This window comes from Streptomyces sp. NPDC104381 (assembly GCF_055583745.1).
In genome coordinates this window covers 853,228-879,459 of the sequence record NZ_JBVJNK010000003.1, presented here as the reverse complement: position 1 = coordinate 879,459, position 26,232 = coordinate 853,228, and the positions used below count along the sequence as shown (strand labels likewise).

The following is a 26,232-nucleotide window of genomic DNA, read 5'->3' as shown; positions in this document are numbered from 1 at the left end:
TCAGGCCGTACGTTCGACAGCGGGCGCAGCGGGCGCGGAACCGGTCACCGCCGGGGTCCGGCTGTGCCTCCGGCTCCGTATGAAGATCGTGGCCAGTCGCGTGACGACCTCGGTGAGTGCCATCAGGACGAACGCCGCGACCCAGGCCTGGTCGCCGGTGATGTGGTGCGTGATGCTGAACCGGGCGACGTCGTCGGCGCCGCCGCCGTGCTCGACCCAGGTCTGGAACGCCATCCGTGCTCCCATGCCGACGACCCACAGGATCGCCGATATCGCGCCGGCCTTGATCAGGACGTGCTCGCCGGCCGTACGGATCCTGGTGAAGATGCCGCCGGTGATGCCCAGGACGGCGCCCACACTCATCAGGGCGCCGGTCAGCACCAGGTCGTTGCCGCCCGTGGGAACCGTGTCCAGGTACGTGTAGGCCACGAAGGCCACGATTCCCAGCGGGATCAGGAAGGACTTGAGGTCGAGTCGGCCTTCCCGCAGCTGCCGGAAGACGACGAGGATGAGGGCGATGTCGGTGATCCACTCGGTCGTTGTCATGCCTCAAGGCTGCCGCGACGAGGCTCACGGCACCTGGACCCACGGGTGGATTCGAGGGTGGAGTTCGCCCCCTCCCCCATGTCCACCCTCACCGGTGCTCACCGGTCGGGGTCCGGCCACGTCGCTGCGAAGGCACGCGCGTCCGGCACGGGGACCAGCTCCGGGGCCGCCTCACCGTTGAGCCAGCACAGTCGGGCGGGGCTGCCGTCGCCGGTGTCGAACAGACAGCACACCCCGCCGGCGGCGGCGGTGAGCCCGGTGAACACCTCCCTGACGCCGGCCGACCGCGCGAACACACGACTCATTCCCGACGTCGCCGCCCAGAACTCCAGTGACGCGTAGCCGGGGTGCAGCAGGGACGCGAACCGGATCGTCAGATAGACGTATCCGATCGCGATCCGCCCGTCCTCCTCGATGTCGTCGCCGTGGACGTCCGCGTACGCGCGCAGCGCGTCATCGGCGTCGAACATGATCGACGTGTCGAGCTCGATCGTGGTGCTCATGCCGCTCGTGGCGCGGGTGGTGCAATCGACCGGGTCGCTCTTGAAGTGGGACGTGAACGGGAGGGTGAGCCGTTCGCCGCCGGGGAGGGTGAGTTCGAGCGGCGGCACCCGGCGGGCCGGTGGCGCCAGCGCGGCCAGGGCCGTGAGCGCCCCGGCGACGTTCCCGGGACGCAGATAGATGTCGTAGCCGTAGGTCAGACCCATTTCCCCCCACCCGTCCACCCGGTCCGGATCAGACCTTCTCACAGCCCGGGGACGGGCTCTCGGACGGGCCGGACAGCGAGACGACGCCGGGTGGTCAGCCGATGCCGCGCACTGAGCCCATCGCTGAGCCCAGCACTGAGCGCGCCAATTAAACGGTTCTACGGTTCCATTAAAGCGGCCGACTCTGGTACGGTTCCCATGAACTTAACGGAACCAGTTTCCCATTTAGGAGCCCGCTGTGGACACCCGATCCGTACGCCGCATCGCCGCACCTCTCTTCGCCGGATCCCTCGCCCTCGGCGTCCTGGCGGCGCCGGCCGGTCCGGCCGCTTCCGCCGAGGCGAGGACGCCGGTCGCCTGGACCGCCGCCTGGGGCGCCTCCCCTCAGCTGCCCAGCATCGGCTTCACCCCGAACTGGTCGCAGGAGGGCTTCTCCCACCAGTCCGTACGCCAGGTCGTCCGGGTCACCAAGGGCGGCGACCTGGCCAGGATCCGGCTCTCCAACGCCTATGGCACCTCGCCTCTGCGGATCACCGGTGCGGTGATCGCCCGCACCACCGAGGGCGCCGCGGTCGAGAAGGGGTCGGTCCGCCACCTCACGTTCAACGGCAAACGATCGGCGTGGGTCCCGGCTCATGGCGAGCTCCGCAGCGACATGACCCGACTGGGGCTGAGGAGACTGGAGTCGGTCACGGTCACCCTCTACTTCGCGGGGACCACGGGCCCCGCCACGTTTCACTCCCAGGGCTGGGCCGACACCTACCGGGCCGAGGGCGACCACCGCGCCGATACGTCAGGCACCGCGTACACCAGCACATCCCAGTCCTGGTACTACCTCTCCGGTGTCGAGGTCGGCGACGCGGAGCACGGGCGCTCTTCCGCGACGGCCGGGAACCACACCGGAGTCGAGGCGGAGAAGGGCGGCATCGTCGTCTTCGGTGACTCCATCACCGACGGGTTCGGCTCCACTCCCAACACCGACCGCCGCTACTCCGACGCCCTCGCCGAACGGACGGGCAGGCCCGTCGTCAACCAGGGCATCGGAGGCAACCTGGTGCTCAACGACTCGGCGTGGTTCGGCGAGCGCGCGACCGCCCGCTTCCGGCGCGACGTCCTCGACCAGCCGGGCATCTCCACGGTCGTGATCCTCGAAGGGGTCAACGACATCGGCTTCAGCGAAGCCGCCAAGGGGCCGAATCCTCCCGAGACCTACAAGCCCGCCCCGGTCGTTTCCTCCCGAGAGCTCATCGCCGGATTCCGCACCCTGATCGCCGCCGGGCACGCGAAGGGCCTCGAAGTCGTCGGGGCGACCCTGCTGCCCTTCAAGGGCTCGGACCACTGGGGCCCGCACGCGGAACGGGTCAGCAACGAGGTCAACCACTGGATCCGGCACGCGGGCGAGTTCGACGCCTATGTCGATCTCGACAAGGCGCTCGCCGACCCCGTCGACCCGGACCGCCTGAACTCCGCCTACGCCTACGAGGACGGCCTGCACCCCGACGACACCGGCTACCGGGTGATGGCGGACGAGGTGGCCAAGGTCCTTGAGCGGTGACTGCCCGCCGGGCCGGGGGGCGGGGATGGACGCCCCCCGGCCCGGACCGTTCTCAGCGCCGCAGCACCGCGACCGCCGCGTCGAAAGCCGAGTCCCGGTTGTTCCTGAACTCCTCCTCGGTGAAGACAGGTGTGCGGATGTGCGGCGGGATACCGGCGCCGTCGAAGGTCCGCCCCGACCGGGTCAGGAACTCCTCGTTCGGCAGCCACACCTCCATCCCGTTGGGCAGCCTGCGGTCCAGGGTGTCGGAGAAGACGCCCTGGGTGGGCTCCCCGATGCGGACGGTCCTGCCGGGCCGGTCGATGAGGGCCTGGGTGAAGGTCTCTCCCGCGCTGACCGTCGTCCCTGCCGTCAGCACGGCGACCGGACCGTCGTAGCGGGGAGTGTCCCGCGCCGGCACCACGGGGATGGGCTGCGGCCGGGTGTACCTGGTGCGCTTGCGGTAGGCGAGATACGGGGAGTCGGTGAGGCGCTCGGCGATGCGCAGGCCGAGCTCGTCGGAGCCGCCGCCGTTGATCCGCAGGTCGATGATCAGCCCCTTGAGGGAGGCCGTGCGCCCGGCGGTGAGGACGGCGTCCAGAGCCGTCTGGAGCTCGGCCAGCTGGGCCGCGTACGAGGGATCCTGCCTGTGGTAGCCGGCGAACCCCGAGATGCGCAGATACCCCTGGCCGCCGGGCAGGTCCGCGTAGCTGATCCGGCCGCTTCCGAATTCCTGCGGCCGCGCGCCTCCGAGGTCCCGCCGGACGACGTGGTTCTTGACGCGGTTGTCGAGCTCCTCGCTCGGCATGACGGTGCCCGGGCGGACCTGCGCGAAGTAGCGGTCACCGTCCAGGACGGCGACATGTGCGTCGTGGAGCGGCCTCACCATCTCGCTGAAGAGGGTGAAGAGTTCGTCCCTGGTGGTGTCGGCCTGCACCTTGGGCCGGTAGGTGTGCCGCACCGCGTGCCAGTCGATGCCCTTGGCGGCGAAGAAGGGGTAATGCTCCTCGAACGACTGCCAGAAGACGTCGAACGCGGTCACCGGGTCGTCGGGCGTGGCACGTGTGCACGCCTCCGGGAGTCCGGCGAGCCGCTGCATTTCCCTGTCCCCCGGCGAACCCGCCACATGCAGCGCCCCCGACGGCCGGACGGTGAGAACCGTCCCGTCGTCGGCGGTGAACACACCCGGCGCCGTCTGCTGCGCGGAGTCGCCCTTCAGACAGCCCACGGCACTCGTCTGGTACTCCTGGAGCCGCCCGTCAGCGACCGACACGACGGCCCCGTAGCCCGTCACCCGCCAAACCGCGTCGGCGTCCGGCCGTGGCACGGCTGCCGCGGGCGCCACGGCCCCGCCGGCAAGGACCAGTGCCACGGTGGCCGTTACTGCCTTGGAACTCCTGGATCGCACGTTTTCCCTCTCCCCGTACGCGACGTGCGTACAGGGAACCGACGATCGCCGACCGGTGGGTCAGGAGGACATCCGGCGGGCCGGTGGACGAGTCGGGGGTTGTCCCCATGTGCCCCCGCACGGTCGGACGATCTCCGGCATGCGTTCCGGTCCGAACAGGCTGCCGAAAGGCGCGCCCAGACCTCTCTGCCGGGGCCGGCTCCTGCTGCCGCCGTTCAGAGGTCGCTGTCGATCCCGGTCACGGCAGGCGGTCCCAGGGGTACGTCCTTCTCCGAGAAGCCGGTCTCCCGCAGGGCCTCGGACACGAGTCGCACAGCGGTCAGTTCCGCCTCGTACCGGTCGCCGGCGTCGACCTCCAGCCGGATGGAGAAGGTGGCGTCCTCGTTGAGGGTGAGCAGGTCGAGGCCCTCGCTCTCGCTCACGTCCGTGTGCTGCGACGCCAGTTTGCGCTCCAGGGCGGCACGGGACGTGTCGGTGACGTCCGTGACGAATGTGCCGGGCACGGTGATCACGAATGTGGTCATGGGAGCTCCTCTGTGCGCCTTCGGTTTCGCGTCTCCCCTACGGCTACCCACAAAGGCGGAGGTCACCGGGGGACCCTGGTCAGCGGCGGCGGGTGCCCACGCCTCGCGCGCTCCGGCCCGGAGCCGGGACCATCCGTACGATGCCCCGGACCAGGGTGTCGATCAGGTCGTCGGAGGGTGCGTCACTGCCGTGCGTCAGCAGCCGTGCGAGGGTACGCACCAGAGCGGGCGAGGCCATGACACGGGGGCTGAGGAGCGGCCGGTAGCCGTAGCGGGCGAGCACCAGGTCGGCGACGGTGTTGCCCAGCCGGTAGTAGCGCCCCCAGCGGCGGTTCACCTCGCTCACGTACTGGTGGAGCGCCTGCTCCCGTCCCGGGCCGTGCGGGCGGTGCAGCGCGAGTGCGACGGTCTCGGCCGCGACCTCTCCCGCCTCCATCGCCTGGACGATTCCTTCGCCGCTCCACGGACTGACCATGCCGGCGCTGTCGCCGACCAGGAGCAGGCCGCGACGGTACTGGGGCCGGCGGTTGAAGCCCATGGGGAGCGCGGCGCTGCGCAGCGGGGAGTCGGCGTTCTCCTCGCGCAGATCCCAGTGGCGAGGCACCCGGGTGAGCCAACGGTCCATGGTGGCCCGCAGATCCACCGAGCCGTGGCCGCGGTGCGGCAGGGCTCCCAGGCCGACGTTCACGCGGCCGTCACCGAGAGGGAAGATCCATCCGTACCCCGGCAGGTCACGGTCCGTACGGGAGCAGAGCAGGTCGGCCCAGAGCTCCAGATACGGGTCGTGGGTGCGGGCCTCGCTGCGGTAGTAGCGCCGGGCCGCGGTGGCCATGGGCCTGCTGCGGTCCCGCTCCAGACCCATGGCGAGGGCGGTCCGGGCGGAGGCGCCGTCAGCGGCGATCACCACGGGGGCGCGGAAGTTCCTCGGCTGCTTGTCCGGTCCGGCGACGGTGCTCACGCCGACGATGCGTCCGGCGCGGTCGGTCAAGGGGGCTGTCGCCTTGGTCTCCAGGCACAGCCTCGCCCCGGCGGCCACGGCGTGCCGGGCCAGGATGTCGTCGAAGTCGTGGCGGGAGCGGGTCAGGCCGAAGTCCGGATGGCTGCCCGAGCGGGGCCAGTCGATGTGTACCTGGCGTCCTCCGCAGACCCATCGCATGCCTTTGGTCCGCATCCAGCCGGGGGCGTCGATGTCGACACCCATGCGCACCAACTGTTGTACGCCGCGCGGGGTGAGGCCGTCCCCGCACACCTTGTCGCGGGGAAAGGTGCCTTTCTCCAGCAGCACCACGTCCACGCCCGCCCGTGCCAGGTGGAGTGCCGCAGCCGAGCCGGCGGGTCCCGCACCCACCACGATCACCTGCGCCTGCTGATCGGCGCTGCCCATGCCGTCGTCCGACTCCACGTGCTGCCTCCTCGATGAGCGGGGCGGGCCGGGAGGTCCGACGCCCGATGCCGGCCGGACCGGGTCCGGTCGTGTCGAGGCCGCAGGGCCGTTTCCGGCGAGTTGAGCCTGTGCGGGACAGCAGGCCCTCGGATGGTCGCTCCCCCGAGGGCCTGGCTGTCCCGGCCTACGCGCTCAGGCGGTGGTGATGTTCTCCGCCTGCGGGCCCTTCTGGCCCTGGGTGACGTCGAAGGTCACGGCCTGGCCTTCCTGGAGCTCACGGAAGCCGGTGGCGTTGATGGCGGAGTAGTGCGCGAAGACGTCCGGACCGCCGCCGTCCTGCTGGATGAAGCCGAAACCCTTTTCGGCGTTGAACCACTTGACGGTTCCGCTGGCCATGCTCGTGCCTTCCCTTTGAGATCCGGACCCGCACCTCGCGGTCCCGGAGGCGTCGTGGTTCTGTGCCTGCCCAGCAAAACGCCCGCACCGAAGCGCGGGCGGGCAGGCGAACCACGACATCTGGCAGTGACGCTACATGGCGAAACCGGCCCCCACCAGAGAGCAACGACGCGATGTGCGCCTCCGGTGGGATCGGCTCACTCCTACGGCGTGATTTGGGCGTGAACTTCGGATGTGCGTCACCCCATTGCTCGCGGCGCGGAACGATGTCATCGTCCTCCGCGCCCTCCTGAGGACACACACGCGAACAACAACTTCGGGCCAACCTTGCCGAGTCGCCCTGCCACGGAGGCCCTCACGTCCGGAGGCGGCACACGCCCGCTCCTCCCGGTACGGCACATGAAAAGGGCACACATCCGTGGCGATTCGGGATCCACCGGGTGTTACCTACGCCCGTATCGGTAGCATCACCCGCCATAGGCCGTTCGAGACACACAGCGAAAGACGAGGACTGCATGTCCGAAAACACTCCTACGTCCGGCATCAGCGCAGATTATGCGCAGCGCATCACGGACGATCTCGCAGCCAACCGGAGCGAACAGGACCGGGCGCGCGCCGAGCTGACCCGACTGCAGGACGTGCTCATCCAGCTGGAGGAGGGCGAGCAGATCCTGGTCAAGATGCAGGAGGTACTCGGCGTCTCGGCGCCGCCCGCCGCGAGCAGGAGCAAGGGCGCGAAGACGGCGACCGTCCCGGCGGCCCGCGGCTCCAAGGCCGGGAAGGGGTCACCGAAGGGTGGCAGCGCGCCGAAGCCGCGCACCCGTACCGGCCGCCAGAAGCCCGCCGCCGAGACCGGGACGGCCAAGAAGTCCGGGGAGCCGACGTGGCGTGAGCTGGTCACCGGATACCTCGCGGAGCAGCGGGAGCCGAAGTCCGCCGCCGAGGTGGCCGCGGCCCTGACCGAGGCTCACCCCCAGCGCACCACGCAGGTCACGGTGGTACGCAACACGCTCGAGCAGGGCGTCGCGCACGGGCTGCTGGAGCGCTCCAAGCAGGGACGCTCCGTCTACTACAGCCCGGTCCCGGCCGCCAAGGCCACCGGCGCCGCGGCCGAGTAGGCGGTTCGAGGCCGCGCACGCACACCTGCGGCGCCTCCGGCGAAGCGGCGGCAGGGAGGCGGCACGCCCACCCGGCCTCCCGGCCGCCTCGCTCTCACCCCGTCCTCCCCCGGACCGCACTCCGGTGAGACACGCACCTTCGAAGGACATGACCGTCACCCCCGGCGTGAGGTCCGGTGTCTGCACAGGACCAGAAGTGTACGTTCGTACGCTCGGGGGATATGGTTCCCCGTATGACTGTTGAAGCACCGAGCCGGCCTGCCCTGGCCGAACGGCAGGCCCGGGTGGCCGTCGCCGTGCTGTTCTTCACCAACGGGGCACTCTTCGCCAACCTCCTGCCGCGATACCCGCAGATCAAGGCCGATCTGGACCTGAGCAACTCCGTCTACGGGCTGGCCGTCGCCGCGTTCCCGGCGGGAGCCATCGCGGCCGGACTCGCGGCCGGAGTGGCTGTCCGCCGGGTGGGTTCGGCTCGGGCTGCGGTGCTGGGCACGGTGCTGACCGGGGCGGGCATCCTCGCGGCGGGCCTGGCCGAATCGGTGGTCCTGTTCGCGGGCGCGCTGTTCCTGGCCGGTGCGATGGACGCCGTGACCGACGTCGCGCAGAACGCCCATGGGTTGCGGGTACAGCGCCGCTACGGGCGCTCCATCATCAACTCCTTCCACGCGGTCTGGTCCATCGGAGCCGTGGCCGGGGGGTCCATGGCCGCCGCGGCGATCGCGCTCGGCCTTTCCAGAGGCCAGCACCTGACCATCTCGGCCGTGGTGTTCGCGGTCGCGGCGTGCGTCGCTCTGCGGTACTGCCTCTCCGGGCCCGAGGACGAGTCCGCGCCGGAGCACGAGTCCGGGCCCGAGTGGGGCTCCGGCGCTGAGAACGATTCCGCCGGCGTGCCGGACGCCGGGCGCCGCCTGGAACGCGCGACGGGTCCGGAGGCGAGGGGCCGACGCACCGCGTACGTACTGGCCGCCCTCGTCCTCATCGCGACGGCCGGCACCCTCGTCGAGGACGCCGGCAGTTCCTGGGCGACGCTCTACCTCTCCGGCTCGCTGCACGCGTCGGTGACCCTGGCCGCCTTCGGCTACATCGCCCTCGTCGGTGCCCAGTTCGTCGGCCGCATCATCGGTGACCGGCTCGTCGACCGGTTCGGCCAGCGCACCGTGGCCCGGGCGGGCGGTCTGATCACGGCGGCCGGCATGGGTCTGGCCCTGGCGGTGCCCTCGGTGCCCGGTACGGTCCTGGGCTTCGCCGCGGCCGGGTTCGGGGTGGCGACTCTGGTACCCGCCGCCATGCACGAAGCCGACGAACTGCCCGGGCTCAAGCCCGGTTCGGGACTGGCGATCGTCTCCTGGCTCATGCGCCTGGGCTTCCTTGCCTCGCCCCCGATCGTCGGGCTGGTCACGGACGCCACGAGTCTCCGGGTGGGCCTGCTGGTGGTGCCCCTGGCCGGGCTGCTCGCGTTCCTGTGCGCCGGAGTGCTGCGCAACCGTCACCACTGAGCGGCAGCCCCGGGGCGGTCATGTCCCTGGCCCCGGGGCACGGCCGCCGTGCCCGTCCCCGGCCCGTCGGACGTGTGCCGCCACCGCTGTCAGGGGCGCGGTGCGGGGTACGGCGTGGGCAGCGGCATACCTCGGGCGGCCAGGATGTCCCTTACGCGGTCGGGGTAGTCGGTGATGACACCGTCGACGCCGATGTCCATGAGCGCCTCGATGGTGGCCGGGTCGTCGCAGGTCCAGGGGATGACCTTCAAGCCGCGCCGGTGGGCGTCGCGGACCATCTTCCGGTCGGGGTAGAAGCGGAAGCCGGGGTCCGCGACCGTGCCGTTCTGCGGGAATCCGTAGTTCGGGGACAGCGCGGTCACCCCGGGGACGGACGCGGCGGCACGGACGAAGTCCCCGTCGTAGTCGTCGGCGTCGATCCCGCCGAGCCAGGGCGAGGCTCCGGGCTTCCCGACCTGGAGGAAGTCGTAGTTCGTCAGCGCCACCAGGGGGTACGACGGGGCGATCCTGTGCATCTCCTTCAGGGCTCCCCAGTCGAAGGACTGGATGGTCACCTGCTTCCCGATGCCGGACCGGCGGATCTCCTCGTGGACGCGCCGCACGAACAACGTGCGCGGGGCGGTCTGCTCGGGCGCTCCGGCCTCCACCTTCGTCTCGATGTTCAGCTTGATCCGCTTGGCGCCGTAACTCTTCACCAGGCCGAGGACGGCCTTCAGTTCGACCATGCGATGGCCCTTGATCTGTTCCTGCTCGGGGAATCCGGGCAGCTGCTGATAGCCGCAGTCCATGGTCCTGATCTGCGCGAGCGTCAGGTCCTTGACGTACTTGCCGGCATACGGGTACATCGCGTCACCCGGTGTCAGCGGACCGGTGTCCTTGCACTTCTGGGTGCTGACCTGCCGGTCGTGGGTCACGACCACTTCGAGGTCCTTGGTGATCTGGGTGTCCAGCTCCAGCGTGCTGACACCCAGGCGTATCGCCTTGGCGAAGCCCTCCAGGGAGGCCTCCGTGGTGAGCCCGAGACCTCCGCGGTGGGCCTGGAGGTCGAAGGCCGCGCGAGGATGGGGTACGTGGTGGTGGGGAGCCGTGGCCGCCTGCGCGGTCGCCGGAACGGCGAGCGCGGGCAGAAGGGCCAGGCCGGCGACTGCGTGCCTCAGGGACATGTGTGCCTCGTCTGTTGCGTCGAGCTGGACGCCGCGAAGCCAATCCCGGGAATTCGGACCACGCGAGGCCTCACAGCGAGGACACCATGAACGTACGCGTAACGGTCGCCCCCGAGGAAGCCCCCGGCCCTCCCGGCCACCGGCCGCACCCGCCCCGCTCCGCCCCACGGCACGGGCAGCACACACCCGACGGCGCCGTTGACCCCGTTCGGGTGAACTCCTGTCTCCGGTCGGGAATAGCGAGTACGGATCACTGTTGACCTCACCATGAGTTCTGACAAGCGCGAGACATTCGGACGGGTCGGCATTTGGAGCGGTGCCCTGCACGGGTCGCGAACGGACGACGCGGGCAGGGAAGCGATCGCGGAGGCGGTCGCCGAGCTCGACGAGCTGAAGTACGGCACCCTCTGGCTCGGGGGCAGCCCTTCGGTCGAGGACACCGCGGCTCTCGTCGCCGCCACCCGCACGATCACCGTGGCCACCGGCATCCTGAGCATCTGGGACCACGCGGCCCCGGACGTGGCGGCGCGCATCGCCGCGATCGGCGCCGGCTCGCGCGGGCGGTTCGTGCTCGGCCTGGGCGTCAGCCATGGTCCGATGGTGCCGCAGTACAGCAAGCCGTACAGCGCGATGGTCGACTACCTCGACGCGCTGGACGCCGCGACCCCGCCGGTGGGGCCGGAGAGCCGGGTCCTGGCCGCTCTCGGCCCGAAGATGCTGAAGCTCGCCACGGGACGGGCGCTGGGGGCGCATCCCTATCTCGTCACCGCCGAGCACACCGCGGAGGCGCGTGCGGCGCTCGGTCCCGACGCCCTGCTCGCCCCGGAGCTGTCGGTGGTCCTCGACACCGACACCGACCGGGCGCGCACCACCGCACGGAAGATGTTCGCGAGGTACCTCCAGCTGCCCAACTACACCGACAACTTGCTGCGCCTGGGGTTCTCGGAGAGCGACTTCGACGGCGGCGGCAGCGTCCGTCTGCTCGACGCCCTGTTCGCCCTGGGTGACACCGAGCGCGTGAAAGCACGGGCCGAGGAGTACCTCGACGCCGGTGCCGACCATGTGGCACTCCAGGTCATCACCGCCGAGGAGGGCGGCGACGGTCTGCCGCGGGCCGAATGGCGGGAGCTGGCAGAGGCGTTCGGCGACGAGCTGTAGACCCGACCGCTTTCGGGGACGGTGGGGTCCGTCCCCGCCCGGCGGCATCGGCACGGTGGCCGCGCACGCCAGAGATCATCCCTCAACCGAGTTCGATGGTCGTCGCGGCGTAGAGGCCGGCCATGTCGACTTCGGGGGCGTCCCGGGTGTACATCCGGGCGCACTCGAAGGTCGGCTGGAGTCCCAGGCGTTCCATCAGCCGGATCGCCCTCACGTTGACGTCGGGCACATCCAGGGCCACCGGTGCCCCCTGGTGGGCTGCCGACAGGCTGTTCAGCAGAGCCAGAGCCACGTCGTCGGAAGCGGCGTAGAGGGGGCCGACGCGCACACCCGACTCCGCGGGGCGGGCGACCCCGAAGCCGCTCAACTCCCCGTCCCGCAGCGCCACAAGCGCGGTGTGTCCGGGCACGCCCACCCACAGGGAGAGGAAGGCGTCACGGCTCGCGGGGAAGAAGCGGCGGTCGTACGAGGCCAGCCGGCCGAAGGGGACGGAGCCGGCGTCCGCCACGGTGATGTCCCGCGCGGAACTCTCGCCCGCCGGCGTTCCCGCGTACCGGATGTGGGTCCAGGCGGTGCGGAACCCGGACCTGCGGTAGTTGTCCTGCTGGTCGACCACGCCGTCGAGCCCCACGTTGCGGCCGTCGAGGCGCTCCATGGCCGCCTGCCAGGCCCGGATCCCGTAGCCCTGACCCCGGACCTGGGGGCGCGCGATGTAGAACCCGATGAAGCCGAAGTCCGCTCCGTACCGTACGGCCGAGATGGAGGTGACGGGTTCGTCGTCGAGCCTGCCCAGGAGGAATCCGTGCGGGTCGGCGGCGTGGAAGGGGAGGTGGTCGGACTTCCCCGGGTTCCACTGTTCGTCCGCGGCCCACTCCAGGAACCTCGTCATCTCACGGGTCCCGGCGGTCGTGATCTCGTACTCTGCCATGTCCCTCTTCCACTCGATCCGGTGAAGCCCGGTGCGACGACGGGCCGTTTCCGCTCCCGTTCCCGGCCCGGCGCCCCGTCCCGGACGTTCCGTGCCGTCCGCTCGTCGGCGGCGCGGATACGGGGAGCGGTACGGGCGAGGCATGTCGGGACGGGCACGGATGCACGGGAGCCGGCTCCATTCTTGCCGGTTCCGACGCGGTCGACTCCCTGTTTCCGGGTGCGCCGCCGGGTGTCCGGCCGCCGCCGCACGCCACCACCGGATCACAGGTCTCTGCGCATACAGACCCTCGGCCAGCGGTCCAGGCCGTGGGCGGCCTCCGTCCGCCGGATCTCGCGCAGGCCAGGACCGAGCTCGGTGTCGTCGAGCGGGTGGAAGCCGCAGCGCGCGTAGTAGGGCGCGTTCCAGGGGACATCGGCGAAGGTGGTGAGGGTGAGGGCGGGTACGCCGTCGGCCTCGGCATGAGCCGCGAGGTGGTCGAGCAGTGCGCGTCCGAACGCGCGGCGCGCATGGTCGGGGTGCACCGAGACCTGCTCGATGTGGAGGTTCCCGTCCACGTGCTCGGCGATGAGGTAGGCGACCGGTACGTCGTCGGGGGTGACCGCGACCCAGGCCAGTCCGTTGCTCCGGTAGCGCTCCAGTTCACCGGCCGGGAGCGGCTCGTCGTCGGCGATCTCGGGCATGCCGATGTCGCGGAAGCACTGCCCGGCCGCTCGCTCGATGTCCTGGAGAAGCGGTGGCTCGTCGATGTTCACCGGTCGGATACGCATGGGGACATTGTCCCGGGCGGCGGGCCACCCGGCCGCGCCGCCCCCGGCCTGCCGGCCCGACGCTCAACGGCGGCCGACGCGCCGCCCGTTGCCGATACCCGCGACGTGCAGCGCCAGGGCGACGAGGCCGAGCAGCATGATGTTCGTCGAGGCGAAGACGTCGTTCGTCGCTATGTCGGCGGCGTTGATGAGAAAGGCGATGAAGAACAGTACGGCTGCGGCAATACCCAGCATGGCGTCGCTCCCTTGTGTCGTCGGAACACACATGTGCCCCCGCAGGGCTGGATCAGGCCGGATCAGGTGGCGGCGTCTCCACACATGTGCCGACGATGTACCGGCGTACGTGACCCTCCGATTTCTCGTTCCGGCCCCGGCCGTCCCGCGATTCGCCAGGATCGTCGTATGACGACCACTTCACAGGCCCTCTCCTTCGAGGGAGCGGCCTCCCAGTACGCCGCGTACCGGCCTTCGTATCCGCCCGCGCTGTTCGACGCGGTCCAGGAGCTCGCCGGCCGTCCGCTGAGGGGCGCCGACGTCGCCGACATCGGCGCGGGTACGGGGCTCGCGACCAGGCACCTTCATACCCGCGGCGCGCGCGTCGTCGCGGTCGAGCCAGGTGCCGCCATGGCGGCCCGGTTCCGCCTCGACCTGCCGGACGTCCCGCTCGTACGGGGCGACGGGAACCACCTGCCGCTCGCTTCCGGATCCGTCGACATACTCACCTACGCCCAGAGCTGGCACTGGACCGACCGGCGGGAGTCCGTGCCGGAGGCCCGGCGAGTGCTTCGCCGGGGCGGAGCACTCGCCCTGTGGTGGAACGACTCGGACAGTGCGGTCGGCTGGACCGCCGACCAGGACGCCCGGCTTCGCCGGCTCTTCGGCGCGGAGGACGAGAAGCCCGACCGCAGGGCACGGTTCCGAGGCCTGCCATCCGAACTCGGTTTCGCCGAGCGGCAGATCACCTGGTCCAGGAGCGTCCCGCTCGCATCGCATCTCGCGAACCTCGCCACCTACTCCGATTTCCTCGTGCTCGGCGAGAAGGCCACCGGGAGGTTCCTGGCCGAGGAGCGGGACCGTCTCCTCGAAGTCTTCCCGCGCGGGACGGTCGAGGAGCGCTATGTGGTCAGCCTCGCCCTCGCCGTGCACTGACACGTCCCTCGCCACGGCATGACCACGGATCGAGGCGGCCGGCACCGAGCAGCACATCCCAGGCCCCGGTGCCGGGGAAGTCGTCCCCCTCCCCCGGTCCGCCCGGCTGCCGGTGTCAGGCGGTGTACTGGTACGCCGGGTAGGTCAGATAGCCCTCGTCGCCCCCCTGGTAGTACGTGGCCTCGTCGACGGGGGCGATCGGCAGGTTGGAGCGCACGCGCTCCACGAGGTCGGGGTTGGCGATGAACGCACGGCCGAAGCCGATCAGGTCCGCACCCAGCTGGAGCCAGTGGTCCGCTTCGGCCCGGCCGGTCTGCTTGGGGCCCATGGGGAACACCGGGTTCATGATCAGGGTCCCCGGCCAGGCCCGCCGCAGATCCAGCAGCACCTCTTCACCTGACGTGGCCTCGAGGTGTACGTAGGCGACCTCCAGCCGTGCCAGTTCGGCCAGCAGCGCCTTGTTGAGCTCCAGGGCGTCGGTCTCCTCGACACCCCAGAAGCCGCCGCCCGGGGACAGGCGTATCCCGGTCCTCGCCGCACCGACCGCCTGCACCGTCGCGGAGACCGTCTCCACCGCGAACCGGATGCGGTTGGCGACCGAACCGCCGTAGACGTCCGTACGCAGATTGGCGTTGGTCGAGAGGAACTGCGAGATCAGATAGCCGTTGGCGCCATGGAGTTCCACACCGTCGAAACCCGCGTCGATCGCCCGCCGCGCCGCACTCGCGTACGCCTCGGCGTGCTCGGCCACCTCGGAGGTCTCCAGCGCGCGCGGGAGCGGAGCCAGCTGCGGGCCGGTGGGGGTGAACACGTCACCCACGGCGGGGACCGCGGAAGGACCGACCGGCCGGTGGCCGGTGGTGTCGGGGTGGGAGACCCGGCCGCCGTGCATGATCTGCGCGAAGATCCGCCCGCCGTTGGCGTGCACCGCGGACGTCACGGGACGCCATGCGGCCACCTGCTCATCGGTGTGCAGCCCCGGGGTGCCGGGGTTGGACTGTCCGATCAGGCTGGGCTGCACCCCCTCGCTCACGATGAGTCCGGCCGTCGCACGCTGGGCGTAGTAGGCGGCCATCGACGGGGTGGCGAGTCCGCCCGCCGCAGCGCGGACGCGCGTCATCGGTGCCATCACCAGCCGGTTGGGCAGATTCAGGTCACCGAGCTGATAGCTGCGGAAGAGGTCCGTCATCTCGAGAACTTCCTTGCGTCGACTTCCCGTACCCGGTTCCCGGGCACATCGATTACGCTAAAACCTCACATCAATGTCAGAGGCAAGCGCTGTGACGCACATCACGGGTCATCGGGAGGACGCATGCGGATCGGGGAGCTCGCGGCACGGACGGGGGTGAGCGTCCGTTCCCTGCGCTACTACGAGGAGCAGGGGCTGCTCACCAGCACCCGCAGCAACAGCGGGCAGCGGCACTACACGGACGCCCAGACCGAGCGGGTCGGGTTCATCCAACGGCTCTACGCGGCAGGCCTCTCCAGCCGCACCGTCCTCGAACTGCTCCCCTGCACCGACTCGCCGAGCCAGGACAACTCGGACGCCGCCCTCGAGCGGATGGCGCAGGAGCGCGACCGGATCAGCCGGCACATCACCGACCTCGCGGCGACCCGGGACGCGCTCGACGGGCTCATCTCCACGGCCCGTGCCCACCGCGAACGGCTTCAGGAAGCCGCGACCTGCTGAGGGGGAGCTGTGACCTGCCGGGCAGCTCCTGCCGGCCGGGTGGTCCGGATGCTCCCGACGGGGGCGAGCCCCTCGTTCACCGGCTTTCCTTGAGCAGCTTGCGGCGTTCGCCGCGCTTGGGGTGACGCACCGTCACCCCGCCCGTCCCGCAGTCGCCGGTCAGGCGGATCAGGGGTGTGCCCGGGAGCTTGTCGGCGGTGGTCCTGTCCCGCAGGCCGGCGAGGCCGGGGTCCAAGTCCCCCGTTTCCATCACCCACCCGTCAGGGATGATGATCTCGACACCACCGGTCTGCCCGGCCACCTCGATCTCCACCACGCGCAGCCGGCACTCGACCCGGGTGAAGTCGATCCTGGCGCCGCCCAGACCGCCGTACGCGGTGATGTGCTCGGGCACCCGCCAGGCCCCCTCACGCACCACACCGGCCATGCCCGCCCTGAGGACCAGTGGCTGAACCGGCGGCAGGACGGGGACGAGGTCGGCGGTGAGGGGCGCCAGTTCGTCATGTGTCCTGGCGGCCAGGGCCACTTCCAGGCGCACGCCCAGCTCGTCGAGGTCGATACGGCCGTCGGCGGCCGCTTCCTGCAACTCCGCCACCACTGCCTCGCGGTCCGCGTCGGAGGCGCGCAGGGGGACGGGGTGTGCGGGATCGACGCTCATGGGGCCGATGATATCGAGCGCGCCTGCGGGGCGGACCCGGAACCACGGACGTCGCCACGGACCGTCCCAGGGGGGTTTGCCCCACCTCCGGGACGCGTGCCTGCCGCATGGGCACCCGGGCGGGCCTCGACCAGTCTTGCCGCATGACGAACTGGACCCGCACGACACTGTTCCTGACGCTCTGTGCCACCGCCGTGGCCGCCACGGTGACCGCCGCCCCGCCCGCAGCCCTGGCGGCCGGAGCCGGAGGTGCGGCCGTGCCGCAGCTCCGCTGGCATCCGTGCGAACTGCCCGCCGGAACCAACGGTCCCGCGGGGCAGGAATGCGCGACCCTGCCCGTCCCCCTGGACTACTCCAGGCCCCATGGGAGCACCGTCCCGGTCGCTGTCACCCGGCTGCGCAGCGACCGGCCGGAGAACCGACGCGGCACCCTGGTGGTGATCCCGGGTGGGCCCGGATCGTCCGGCGTGCAGCGTCTGGCGCAGAAGGGCGCCGCGTTGCAGGAGGCGCTGGACGGCGCGTACGACCTCATCAGCCTCGACCCGCGCGGCGTCGGCGGAAGCGTCAGGGCGCGCTGCGGCCTCCCGGCGGCGGACCGCCGGCTGGTGACGCTGCGGTCGTGGCCCGCCCCCGACGGCGGGATCGCGGAGAACACGGCGCGGTCCCGGCGGACGGCCGAGTCCTGTGCCGCCGGCGGGGGCGCGGTGCTGCGGTCGTTCACCACGAGGAACGAGGTGCGTGACATCGACCGCTTCCGGCAGGCCCTGGGCGAGCGGAAGCTGTCCGTCTGGGGCACGTCCTACGGTTCCTACGTGGGGGCCGTGTACGCGCAGACGGAGCCCGGCCGCGTCGACCGTACGGTCCTCGACAGCACGGGCGACCCCGACCCCTCGCGGGTCGCACGCGGGTGGCTGGAGAACATGGCGCGGGGTGCCGCCGACCGCTTCGTGGACTTCGCGGCCTGGTCGGCGGATCCCGCGCGGGAGAGCGAGGGGCTGCGGCTGGCCACGCGTGCGGAGGACGTGGAACCGCTGTTCCTCGCGCTGGCCGAGGGCCTGGACCGCTCCCCGCGTGACTCGGACACGCCGGGTGTCCCGCTGACCGGCAACGGGCTGAGGCAGGCGCTCCAGAACGCCCTGTACAGCGACGCGGCGTTCCCGGCGATGGCCCGTCTCGTCCAGGAGGTCCGGGATCCGCAGGGCACGCCCGCCCTGCCGCCGGACCTGGCCCAGGTCGTCCCGGACGAGGACGCGTCGCTGATGATCGCCGTGATCTGCAACGACGTGCGCTGGCCCGGTCCGGCCTCCGGCCACGCGGAGCGGGTCGCCGCCGACCGCGCGCGGTATCCGTTGACGGCCGGGATGCCCGTCAACATCACCCCGTGCGACTTCTGGAAGGACGGCCCGGCCGAGCGGCCCGTACGGATCACCGACGAGGGGCCGTCGAACATCCTGATGGTGCAGAGTCCGCGCGATCCCGCGACGCCGTACGCCGGCGCGCTGAAGATGCGCACGGCGCTCGGTGACCGCGCCAGGATGGTGACCGTGGACCAGGGCGGCCACGGGATGTACCTGGGCAACGGCACCGCGTGCGGCGACCGCACCGTGACCCGTTTCCTCACCACCGGGCAGCGCCCCGCCCGGGACACCCGCTGCACGGACTGACCGGGAGACCGTTCGCGCGGGGAAGCGGGGAAGCGGGAGGCGGGCAGTGGTCAGGGGCTGTCCGCCTCCCAGGCCCAGCGCTTGGGGTCGGCGGCCACGGGCCCGTACACGGCGCGTCCTCCCGCACCGAACTTCCCGAGCTCCGTGCCGAGCGCGGCGCCCACGGCGAGGCGCTCCTCGGGCCAGCCGGTCACGTCCAGGAGCAGCCCGTCCAGGGGGCCGCCCACCAGTTCCACGTAGACGTGCCCGGGCCTGGGCCCCGGGTCGGGGCCGTCGTGGTCGGCGCCGTAGACACGGCGTCTCATCAGTTCGTCCATGTCCCCAGCATCACAGCCACCACCGACAATCCCCCTCCGGCGACCCAGGACCTGCCCGAGGGCTGTGTGGTGGCCCGGCGCGGTCGTCCGGTGCGCGTCGGGTACGGGCCGGCGCTCACCTCCTGTGGCAGCGTGGAGGCGCACCCTCCGCATGATCCGGTGCGGTTCACCGGCACAGGGAGGGCACCGTGCGAGACAGAGGAGAGAACATGTCGAAGCCGCCACTTCCCGACGCCGCGGTCACCATGCTGCGCAAGCCCAACCCCGCGGTGATCGCGACCCTTCGGCAGGACGGGCAGCCGGTGTCGACGGCGACCTGGTACCTCTGGGACGAGGGCCGGGTGCTGGTCAACATGGACGAGGGACGCAAGCGTCTGGACCATCTGCGCCGGGACCCGCGGGTGACGCTGACGGTGCTCGACGACTCCGACTGGTACACCCATGTGACCCTGATCGGACACGTCGTCGAGATGAGCGACGACGAGGGCCTCGCCGGCATCGACCGGCTGTCCCGGCAGTATCTCGGTCAGCCGTACGCCGACCGGGAACGCGCCCGGGTCAACGCCTGGATCGAGATCGACCGCTGGCACGGGTGGGGCGGCTTCCGGGACAGCACCCAGGCGGCGACCTAGGCCGTTTCGTTTGGATCACCGCGCTGACCGGAGGATGATGCCTGCTGACCGGCCTCAGCGGTTCTGGTTCCTCGCCACCGCTCAGCACGGGCCCTTCGGCCACCGGCTCCGAGACGAACTGGGTCTTCCCGATCCGTCCGGATCCTGACCCACTACGAGTGCGAGGGCTGGCTGCCCCTCTCCAACCGCTCACCCGGCTCACGCCCTGCGAGCGTTGCTCAACGGCTCTACGAGTCCCAGTAGTTGAGCGGCGCCGAGCCCACGCTGTGCCCGCGGCGGTCAAGGATGCGCCCCACGTGCTTGACCGTGCGCAGCACCACCGCGCGCTCCGTGATCCGCAGGTCCAGGGGCGCCAGGCGGCTGTTGAGCAGCGCCTCGGTGGTGTGGACCTCGGAAAGGGCAGGCAGCCAGATGTCGAGCATCAGATTGTGCGCGCCCGCCGTGATGCTGCACATGCGCAGACCGGGCAGGGTGCGCAGCGCCTTCACCGTCTCGTCGAGATGCTGGGCGGGCACCGAGCCGAAGTAGACGACCGAGACCGGGAAGCCGGTCAGCGGCCGGGCAAGGGCGCAGCGCAGTGAGAGCCGCCCGGTGCCGGTCAGCACGCGCAGCCTGCGCCGCACGGTGGCTGCCGAGGCACCGACGCTCTCGGCCAGGTCCGTCAGGGGCATCCGCCCGTCGGTGCCAAGGGCGAGGGCGATGCGGCGATCGAGGGGCCGCAGCGGTTCGTCGGGCAGCGCGGGTCGCTCCACGGCGAGCGCGCCGCGCTGCTGCCGGGTCAGGCTGCGCAACCGCCAGGAGGCCCCCTCGAAGGGCGCCGCGGTGATGACGTGGCTGCGCACGGCGCGCACCCCGGGCAGCTGCGACATCCGCTCGCCGGAGAGCCGGGCCAGGCCGTCGAGGTCGGCGGCGGCCACGATCGCCAGCAGGTCGCGGCCGCCCGAGGTCTGCTTCAGGCTGAGCACCTGGGGATCACGGGCGAGCTGCCCGATCGAGTCCTCGCTCAGCCGTCCGTTCATGTCGATCTCGACCTGCGCGTAGACGCCCTCGTCGTGGTCGGGCGACAGATAGCCGTCGACCCAGGCCACGCCCGCACGCACCAGGCGCTCCCAGCGGCGGGCCACCGTCACCGCATCGACCTCCAGGACCTCGCCCACCCGCACCCAGGGCACCCGCGGCTGGATCTGCAGGGCATGCACGATGGCCAGATCCAGCTCGTCCAGGGTGGGTGCGCGTTGTGTGTCCGTGTCCATGGAAGATGCCGAATCCTGCGTCGAAGCGGTCGCTGTGATGGATTCCGGCGATTTTACACAGCCGTTATCCCTCATACCAAGGATCGTCGCCCATGAGCCACGCACTGTTCTCCTCCTTGCGCATCACCCGGGCCCGCCTCATCGACGGCACCGGCGCGGCCCCGGTGACGGACGCCGTCATCGACATCGACGACGATGGCACCATCGCCTACGCCGGACCGGCCGCCATGGCGCCCCCGGCGCCCGCCAGGGCCCGGACGGTGGATGCCGCAGGCCGCACGGTCCTGCCGGGCTTCATCGACACCCACGTCCACCTCGCCGTCGAATCCCCGCGCCAGATGGTCCGCCGCCATGAAAGCGATCCGACGCTGGAGACGTTCCGCACCGCCGAACGGCTGCGCATCACTCTGGAAGCGGGCATCACCACCGCCCGCGACCTGGGCGGCCTGCCGGCCGGCTACCGCGACGCGGTCGCCGCGGGCCTGACCGTGGGACCCCGCCTGCACACGGCGGTGCGCATCCTCAGCCACACCGGCGGCCACGCCGACTTCCGCTCGGAGTGCGGCTTCGACCCCAGTGCCGGGGTGGGCGAGATCGCCGACACCCCCGACGAGGTCCGGGTCGCGGTGCGCCGCCTGCTCCGCTCCGGCGCCGACGTGATCAAAGTCTGTGCGACCGGCGGCATGAGCAGCCCTTACGACCAGCCCGACGACGAGGGCCTGACCGTCGAGGAGATCCGTACGGTCGTCGACGAGGTGGCCCGGCACGGCGGCCGCCCCGTGGCGGCCCACGCCCAGGGCACCGCGGGCATCGTCAACGCCATCCGCGGCGGCGTCAGCAGCGTCGAGCACGGCTACGGCCTCACCGCGCAGGCCCGTGAACTGGCCGGCGAACAGGGCACGTTCGTGGTGCCGACCCTCTCCACGGTGTTCGACGGCATCGACCGCTCGACCATGGAGCCCTTCCACTACGAGAAGAAAGTCCGCTGGTCCGGCATCACCCGCGAGAACATCGCCGCCGCCATCGCCGACGGCGTACGCATCGCGATGGGCACCGACGCGGCGATGGTGCCGCACGGCCGCAACCTGCGCGAGCTCTCCCACCTGGTGTCCCTGGGCATGACCCCGGCCCGGGCCATCGAGGCGGGCACCCGCCACGCCGCCGAACTGCTCGGACTCTCCGCCCAGATCGGCACGCTCGAGACGCGCAAGCACGGCGACCTGGTGATGTGCGAGGGCGACCCGCTCGCGGACGTCTCCGTACTGTCCGACCCGTCCCGCATCCTGCTCGTCGCCCAGCGCGGCGTCGTACGCAAGGACACCCTCGGCCTGGCCCGCACCGCTCCGGCGGCCGACGGCGCGCAATCGGAAGGAGCCGCCGGATGAGCCCCTCGGCCACCACCGTGAAGACCCCGGCGGGCGGACCGTCTCAGCGCTCCCTCCTCGACAAGGTCATGAGCGGCATCGAGCGCGCCGGGAACAAGCTTCCGCACCCGGTGCTGCTCTTCCTCGGCCTGTTCCTGATCATCGGCACGGTCTCGACGATCTTCGCCGCCACCGGCACCACCGTCACCGTGCCCGGCGAGGACGAGACACTCGCGGTCAAGGGCCTGTTCACCGGCGAGGGCGTGCGCTGGCTGCTCGAGAACTTCATCCCGAACTTCACCGGCTTCCCCTCCCTGGGCACCGTCCTGCTGATGATGGCCGCCGTCGGTGTGGCCGAGAAGACGGGCCTGCTCGAGACGGCCGTCCGCGCCTCCATCGCGCGGGCCCCGCGGCTGCTGCTCCCCTACCTGGTGGCGTTCGTGGCCTGCCAGGCGCACCTGATGAGCGACGTGGCGATCCTGGTGATCCCGCCGCTGGCCGCACTGGTCTTCAAGAACGCGGGCCGCAACCCGATCGCGGGCCTCATCGGCGGTTTCGCCTGCACCTGTGCGGGCTACGCGGCGGGCTTCTCGATCGGCGCGCTCGACGCGCTCTACACCGGCATCACCCACCAGGCGGCCGCGGTCGTGCCGGGCGGCGAGAGCTCCCCCACGCACATCCTGATCAACTACTTCTACACGGCCGCGGCCAGCGGGGCCCTCGCCCTGATCGGCGGCTTCCTGATCTCCCGCGTCCTCGAGCCCCGGCTGCCCCAGCCGGACCCGGCCGCGGAGGCGGCGGCCGACGCCGAGGAGGAGGACAGGACCGAGACCGGGGACGGGGCAATCGCCCGCCCCTCGGTCACCGTCACCGCCCGGCAGCGTACCGGCCTGCTGCGCTCGGGCCTGGCCGTCCTGCTGTACGCGGCCGTCGTGGTCATCTGCTGGCTGCTGCCGGGCTCCCCGCTGCGCGGCGAGGGCGGCGCACTGGTCCCCTCGCCGGTCCTGGACGGCATCGTGCCGCTGCTGTTCGTCGCCTTCGTCCTGGCCGGTGTCGTCTACGGCCGCACCGTGGGCACGCTCACGCGGGCCGAGGACGCGCCCCGCATGATGGCCGAGTCGATCACCGGGATGTCCGGGTACATCGTCCTCATCCTGGTGATCTCCCAGGTCATCGGCGTGTTCGACTGGTCCAACGTCGGCACCCTGCTCGCGGTGAACTGCGCCAACCTCCTGGAGTCCGCGGGCCTGACCGGCTTCACGGGCCTGGTCCTGTTCGTCCTGCTCGTCTGCGTCCTGAACCTGTTCGTCACCTCGGGCTCAGCCCTGTGGTCGCTGGTCGCGCCCGTCTTCGTGCCGGCGTTCCTGCTTCTGGGCATGGAACCGGCCGTCACCCAGGCGGCGTTCCGTATCGGCGACTCCGCGACCCAGATGATCACGCCGCTGAACCCGTACGTCTTCCTGATGCTGACGATCCTGCGCCGCTACGAACCGAGCGCGCAGCTCGGCACGGTCCTCTCCCGCCTCTCGGTGTTCGTCATCCCGTTCCTGATCGCCTGGCTCGCTGTCCTCGGCCTTTTCTACGGCTTGGGCCTGCCGCTGGGCCCGGGCGCGGACATCCACCGCTGACCCGTAGGAGCTTCCGTGCGGGTCAGGCCGACCCGTCCGGGTCGCTTCACCTTCGGCCCGGCGGGGCACATGGGGTCACAGTGCGGACTCCGCAGGCGTTTCGGCGTGCCTCCCGCCCCCTCCCCGGGTGACGGTGGCTCCATGAACTGGACACTCGAGGTCATCCCCGTCCCCGTCACCGACATGGACCGGGCGAAGGCGTTCTACACCGAGAAGGCCGGCTTCCGGCTGGACCTGGACGACGAGGTCGCCCCCGGCATGCGCATCATCCAGCTGACGCCGCCGGGGTCCCGGTGCTCGATCGCGATGCTCCGGGGGATGCCCGCCTTCCCCGGTGAGAAGACGATGGCACCCGGCACGTTGCAGGGTCTTCAGCTCTGCGTCACGGACATCGAGGCGGCCCGCGAGGAGTTGGCGGGCCGGGGTGTGGACGTCTCCCCGGTCCGGCACGTCGGCGCGACGGGCTGGGAGGAGGGGAAGGGGGACACCTGGAATTCGTTCATGTCCTTCGCCGACCCGGACGGCAACGGATGGGTGGTCCAGGAGGCACCCGCGGAGCTCTCGGCCCGCTGACACGTCACCAGGGCCAGCGCCACTCGGCTCGTGGCTGCCGGGCGCCCGCGCCACTCGGCGCGGGCGCCCGGCGTCAGCGGCCTCTCCCGTGTCAGGCGTTGGGGTCGAAGGGGATGCCGGACGGGAGCGCCTTCGCCAGATGGGCGGCGAAGTTGCCGTCCTTGAGGCCGAAGACCGCGCTCCCGAAGTCCGCCTGGACCAGCTTGTCCCTCAGTCCGGCCGGGTAGCCGTTCCAGCCGACGAGAGCCGGGAACCGCCACTCGTGGTAGTGGTTCTCCGGCGGCTCGTCGTTGGAGTTCGCGGGGCGGAAGCAGTGGGTGCTCACACCGTCCTTGTGGTAGACGATCTTGGGATGCGTTCCGTCCCACCGGATCCGGTCACTGGAGTAGACGTCGAAGTTTCCGTGGGCGGAGGTGGAGACGTAGCGGGCCTCGTTGTCCTGGATCCACACCACGACGTGTTCCCAGTCGTGCCGGTGCCCGCCGAGCCCGCTGCCGGCCACCGCCTGGTCCTTCTCGAAGTAGAGCCCGTACATGACGGCGCACCACCCGTTGTTGCAGGTGGACCGGGCATAGCCGTTGGTGTTGTCCAGATCCACGGCGTCACGGCAACTGCCGTTGACCGCACCGGTGGTGTTGAGGCCGGGGGCGATCGTTCCGTCGGGGCCGATCGCCGGCGTGGGGTAGCAGCCGTCCGTGTCGTAGTCGAACGCCGGCTGGAATGTCTGTTCCAGCGCGTCCGCGTTCGCCGGAAGCGCGGTCGGCGGGTCGGCGAGCGCGCTGCTCGCGGTGGCGATGACCAGAGCGACGGCGCTGGTCACGACGAGAGCGGCCTTACGGATCGGTACGCGGCTTTTCACTGACGTCCTCCCGGTCGGCGCGTGGCTGTGGGGGGCACGCGCGATACGCCTGGCATGCCCACCACAATCGTCTTGAACCCCGCGAGTGACGCGGGTACGGCGCCGCTCGATTCAGCCCGGCCGTACGGTCGTTGCCGTCGCCGCCGAGGCACCGGCACCGGCGGCCCTGCCCGGGCGCAGCGTCCACGGCACCGGGTCGGTGTTCATCAGCCAGCCCTCGGCGATCAGCCTTCGGACGGCGTACATCCGCAGTTCCCGCGACATCTTCCCCCAGCCCATCGACTTGCAGAGCTGCTTGACCGAGGGCCCGTGACCGTGTGAGGCGCGGAAGGCGGCGGCGAACTCGGCGGCGGCCGGCCCCCGGTCGGGGAACCTGGCCTCCCAGACGGCGTGGGCCGCACGCACCTTCTCCTCGAACTGGGCGGGAACCGCCGTGCGCATGAACGCCTCGGAGACCCTGGCCGCCGGCAGGGAGCAGTCGGGGCAGTTCTCCACCGCCTCCACATGCCGGCGCAGGGCCACGCTCGCCCGGTCCTTCCACTCGTGCCAGCTCAGCGGGTCCGCCTCGGGCTCCTTGCGCGTGGCCGCGGGGGTGTCGGACGGGGGGCGCACTCCGGACAGATGCCGGACGGTTTCCGACAGCAGGTACCGGTCGTCGTCGAGCTCCTCCAGGAAGCCCTTGGCGACCAGTTCGGGCAGGGCGGCCCGGCAGTCGTCGGGCAGGTGGGCGGGCAGCGTGCCGTACGCGTCGGCCGGACCGTGGGCCGCCAGGAACAGCGCGGCCAGCCGCGCGGCGGTGGAGGTCTTCTTGACGGGCTTGGCGGACAGGGTCCGCATCGTCCAGCCCGAGACCCTGGACCGCATCACCTTGCCGAAGGGCAGCGGGGACGCCGGCCGGCCGGCGAGGTCCGGCACGGTGATCCCCACCGGGGTGACGAGGTCGTCGCCGAGCAGGGCCTCCTGCTTCTGCCAGCCGAGGGCGGCGAACGAGGTGACGGCGGCCTCCGGGTCGGCCAGACGCAGGGAACGCAGGTCCTGGCCGGTGAGGTTGCCGATTCCGGTCCGCGCCGCCCGGATGACGACGACGACCGCGAGGAGCTGCGCGTCGGCTCCCCTCAGCGGCAGTGAACCCACGTAGGCCAGGAGCGTACGGGCGGCTTCTCCCTGGCTGGGCGTCAGCAGGAAGGGCTTCGGCTTCGCCACCGGTGCGGCCGGAGCGGGGGGCGAACTGGGCGAGGAGGTGGGCATGTTCTGCACAACGCGCGGGAAGGGCCGAGGTCACCGTTCGCGCCGGTGTCCGCGCCGCAGAAGGG

General features: G+C 71.2%; 27 protein-coding genes. 11 read left to right on the top strand and 16 right to left on the bottom strand.

Annotation, left to right across the window (positions count from 1 at the left end; translation table 11 throughout):
- Both ACZ607_RS13365 and ACZ607_RS13360 read right to left on the bottom strand, forming a co-directional pair.
- Positions 1 to 546 (bottom strand): hypothetical protein, encoded by a 546-nt coding sequence (locus tag ACZ607_RS13365; RefSeq protein ID WP_469734816.1) that lies wholly within the window; start codon positions 544 to 546, stop codon positions 1 to 3.
- Between the two features lie 98 nt (positions 547 to 644).
- The gene (locus ACZ607_RS13360; RefSeq protein WP_469734814.1) at positions 645 to 1,253 is read right to left on the bottom strand and encodes a hypothetical protein; all 609 of its coding nucleotides are present in this window, start codon (positions 1,251 to 1,253) and stop codon (positions 645 to 647) included.
- 238 nt (positions 1,254 to 1,491) lie between these two features.
- Between ACZ607_RS13360 and ACZ607_RS13355 the strand changes: the two genes are divergently transcribed.
- Positions 1,492 to 2,808: an SGNH/GDSL hydrolase family protein gene (locus ACZ607_RS13355; protein WP_469734812.1), complete on the top strand. Its 1,317-nt coding sequence runs from the start codon at positions 1,492 to 1,494 to the stop codon at positions 2,806 to 2,808.
- A 52-nt stretch (positions 2,809 to 2,860) separates the two neighbouring features.
- On the opposite strand, the gene ACZ607_RS13350 is transcribed toward ACZ607_RS13355, so the two are convergent.
- From ACZ607_RS13350 to ACZ607_RS13335, 4 genes are all read right to left on the bottom strand, one after another.
- Positions 2,861 to 4,195: a S41 family peptidase gene (locus ACZ607_RS13350; protein WP_469734810.1), complete on the bottom strand. Its 1,335-nt coding sequence runs from the start codon at positions 4,193 to 4,195 to the stop codon at positions 2,861 to 2,863.
- A 215-nt stretch (positions 4,196 to 4,410) separates the two neighbouring features.
- A complete protein-coding gene (locus ACZ607_RS13345; protein ID WP_469734808.1) occupies positions 4,411 to 4,719 on the bottom strand; it encodes a hypothetical protein in 309 nt (102 codons plus the stop codon).
- 79 nt (positions 4,720 to 4,798) lie between these two features.
- Positions 4,799 to 6,121, bottom strand: a complete 1,323-nt coding sequence (locus ACZ607_RS13340) for a geranylgeranyl reductase family protein (RefSeq protein WP_469734806.1) — start codon at positions 6,119 to 6,121, stop codon at positions 4,799 to 4,801.
- Between the two features lie 174 nt (positions 6,122 to 6,295).
- On the bottom strand, positions 6,296 to 6,499 hold the full coding sequence (locus ACZ607_RS13335) for a cold-shock protein (protein ID WP_014158060.1): 204 nt from the start codon (positions 6,497 to 6,499) through the stop codon (positions 6,296 to 6,298).
- Positions 6,500 to 7,014: 515 nt separating this feature from the next.
- Here ACZ607_RS13335 and ACZ607_RS13330 point away from each other — a divergent pair.
- A complete protein-coding gene (locus ACZ607_RS13330) occupies positions 7,015 to 7,617 on the top strand; it encodes a hypothetical protein (protein ID WP_469734804.1) in 603 nt (200 codons plus the stop codon).
- A 233-nt stretch (positions 7,618 to 7,850) separates the two neighbouring features.
- Positions 7,851 to 9,113: an MFS transporter gene (locus ACZ607_RS13325; RefSeq protein ID WP_469734802.1), complete on the top strand. Its 1,263-nt coding sequence runs from the start codon at positions 7,851 to 7,853 to the stop codon at positions 9,111 to 9,113.
- A gap of 89 nt (positions 9,114 to 9,202) precedes the next feature.
- Here the strand turns inward: ACZ607_RS13325 and ACZ607_RS13320 are convergent, their stop codons facing one another.
- Entirely contained in the window at positions 9,203 to 10,276 is a 1,074-nt protein-coding gene (locus tag ACZ607_RS13320) for a glycerophosphodiester phosphodiesterase family protein (RefSeq protein WP_469734800.1), read from the bottom strand.
- Positions 10,277 to 10,543: 267 nt separating this feature from the next.
- Here ACZ607_RS13320 and ACZ607_RS13315 point away from each other — a divergent pair, with 267 nt between their 5' ends.
- Positions 10,544 to 11,434: an LLM class F420-dependent oxidoreductase gene (locus ACZ607_RS13315; protein ID WP_469734798.1), complete on the top strand. Its 891-nt coding sequence runs from the start codon at positions 10,544 to 10,546 to the stop codon at positions 11,432 to 11,434.
- Positions 11,435 to 11,516: 82 nt separating this feature from the next.
- Here the strand turns inward: ACZ607_RS13315 and ACZ607_RS13310 are convergent, their stop codons facing one another.
- The 3 genes from ACZ607_RS13310 to ACZ607_RS13300 all read right to left on the bottom strand — a co-directional run bounded on the left by ACZ607_RS13310 (position 11,517) and on the right by ACZ607_RS13300 (position 13,366).
- Complete coding sequence (locus tag ACZ607_RS13310; RefSeq protein ID WP_469734796.1) at positions 11,517 to 12,362, bottom strand: GNAT family N-acetyltransferase; 846 nt, start codon at positions 12,360 to 12,362, stop codon at positions 11,517 to 11,519.
- 263 nt (positions 12,363 to 12,625) lie between these two features.
- Positions 12,626 to 13,132: a GNAT family N-acetyltransferase gene (locus ACZ607_RS13305; protein ID WP_469734794.1), complete on the bottom strand. Its 507-nt coding sequence runs from the start codon at positions 13,130 to 13,132 to the stop codon at positions 12,626 to 12,628.
- Positions 13,133 to 13,195: 63 nt separating this feature from the next.
- Positions 13,196 to 13,366 carry a hypothetical protein gene (locus ACZ607_RS13300; protein WP_403987129.1) on the bottom strand — a complete coding sequence of 57 codons (171 nt, stop codon included), beginning with the start codon at positions 13,364 to 13,366 and terminating at the stop codon, positions 13,196 to 13,198.
- A 168-nt stretch (positions 13,367 to 13,534) separates the two neighbouring features.
- On the opposite strand from ACZ607_RS13300, the gene ACZ607_RS13295 reads away from it, so the two are divergent.
- The gene (locus tag ACZ607_RS13295) at positions 13,535 to 14,281 is read left to right on the top strand and encodes a class I SAM-dependent methyltransferase (protein WP_469734792.1); all 747 of its coding nucleotides are present in this window, start codon (positions 13,535 to 13,537) and stop codon (positions 14,279 to 14,281) included.
- A 115-nt stretch (positions 14,282 to 14,396) separates the two neighbouring features.
- Here ACZ607_RS13295 and ACZ607_RS13290 read toward each other — a convergent pair whose 3' ends face one another.
- Positions 14,397 to 15,470, bottom strand: coding sequence for an alkene reductase (locus tag ACZ607_RS13290; RefSeq protein ID WP_469734790.1), 1,074 nt, complete (start codon positions 15,468 to 15,470; stop codon positions 14,397 to 14,399).
- 123 nt (positions 15,471 to 15,593) lie between these two features.
- Here ACZ607_RS13290 and ACZ607_RS13285 point away from each other — a divergent pair, with 123 nt between their 5' ends.
- Positions 15,594 to 15,971 (top strand): MerR family transcriptional regulator, encoded by a 378-nt coding sequence (locus tag ACZ607_RS13285; RefSeq protein ID WP_469734788.1) that lies wholly within the window; start codon positions 15,594 to 15,596, stop codon positions 15,969 to 15,971.
- A gap of 76 nt (positions 15,972 to 16,047) precedes the next feature.
- Here the strand turns inward: ACZ607_RS13285 and ACZ607_RS13280 are convergent, their stop codons facing one another.
- Positions 16,048 to 16,629: a DUF1707 SHOCT-like domain-containing protein gene (locus tag ACZ607_RS13280; RefSeq protein WP_469734786.1), complete on the bottom strand. Its 582-nt coding sequence runs from the start codon at positions 16,627 to 16,629 to the stop codon at positions 16,048 to 16,050.
- A gap of 143 nt (positions 16,630 to 16,772) precedes the next feature.
- Here ACZ607_RS13280 and ACZ607_RS13275 point away from each other — a divergent pair, with 143 nt between their 5' ends.
- A complete protein-coding gene (locus ACZ607_RS13275; RefSeq protein ID WP_469734785.1) occupies positions 16,773 to 18,293 on the top strand; it encodes an alpha/beta hydrolase in 1,521 nt (506 codons plus the stop codon).
- Between the two features lie 50 nt (positions 18,294 to 18,343).
- Here ACZ607_RS13275 and ACZ607_RS13270 read toward each other — a convergent pair whose 3' ends face one another.
- Positions 18,344 to 18,610 carry a hypothetical protein gene (locus tag ACZ607_RS13270; RefSeq protein WP_469734783.1) on the bottom strand — a complete coding sequence of 89 codons (267 nt, stop codon included), beginning with the start codon at positions 18,608 to 18,610 and terminating at the stop codon, positions 18,344 to 18,346.
- Positions 18,611 to 18,819: 209 nt separating this feature from the next.
- On the opposite strand from ACZ607_RS13270, the gene ACZ607_RS13265 reads away from it, so the two are divergent.
- The gene (locus ACZ607_RS13265; RefSeq protein ID WP_469734781.1) at positions 18,820 to 19,242 is read left to right on the top strand and encodes a PPOX class F420-dependent oxidoreductase; all 423 of its coding nucleotides are present in this window, start codon (positions 18,820 to 18,822) and stop codon (positions 19,240 to 19,242) included.
- Positions 19,243 to 19,469: 227 nt separating this feature from the next.
- On the opposite strand, the gene ACZ607_RS13260 is transcribed toward ACZ607_RS13265, so the two are convergent.
- Positions 19,470 to 20,495, bottom strand: coding sequence for an Lrp/AsnC family transcriptional regulator (locus tag ACZ607_RS13260; protein ID WP_469734779.1), 1,026 nt, complete (start codon positions 20,493 to 20,495; stop codon positions 19,470 to 19,472).
- Positions 20,496 to 20,587: 92 nt separating this feature from the next.
- On the opposite strand from ACZ607_RS13260, the gene ACZ607_RS13255 reads away from it, so the two are divergent.
- The 3 genes from ACZ607_RS13255 (at position 20,588) to ACZ607_RS13245 (ending at position 24,060) form a co-directional block, all read left to right on the top strand.
- Entirely contained in the window at positions 20,588 to 21,880 is a 1,293-nt protein-coding gene (locus tag ACZ607_RS13255) for a metal-dependent hydrolase family protein (RefSeq protein ID WP_469734777.1), read from the top strand.
- On the top strand, positions 21,877 to 23,487 hold the full coding sequence (locus ACZ607_RS13250) for an AbgT family transporter (protein ID WP_469734775.1): 1,611 nt from the start codon (positions 21,877 to 21,879) through the stop codon (positions 23,485 to 23,487). The genes ACZ607_RS13255 and ACZ607_RS13250 overlap by 4 nt, the downstream gene beginning before the upstream one ends.
- Positions 23,488 to 23,628: 141 nt before the next feature.
- Positions 23,629 to 24,060, top strand: coding sequence for a VOC family protein (locus tag ACZ607_RS13245; protein WP_469734773.1), 432 nt, complete (start codon positions 23,629 to 23,631; stop codon positions 24,058 to 24,060).
- 91 nt (positions 24,061 to 24,151) lie between these two features.
- Here ACZ607_RS13245 and ACZ607_RS13240 read toward each other — a convergent pair whose 3' ends face one another.
- Both ACZ607_RS13240 and ACZ607_RS13235 read right to left on the bottom strand, forming a co-directional pair.
- Positions 24,152 to 24,919 (bottom strand): NPP1 family protein, encoded by a 768-nt coding sequence (locus ACZ607_RS13240; protein ID WP_469734771.1) that lies wholly within the window; start codon positions 24,917 to 24,919, stop codon positions 24,152 to 24,154.
- 111 nt (positions 24,920 to 25,030) lie between these two features.
- A complete protein-coding gene (locus tag ACZ607_RS13235; RefSeq protein ID WP_469734769.1) occupies positions 25,031 to 26,167 on the bottom strand; it encodes a hypothetical protein in 1,137 nt (378 codons plus the stop codon).
- Positions 26,168 to 26,232: the final 65 nt, after the last annotated feature.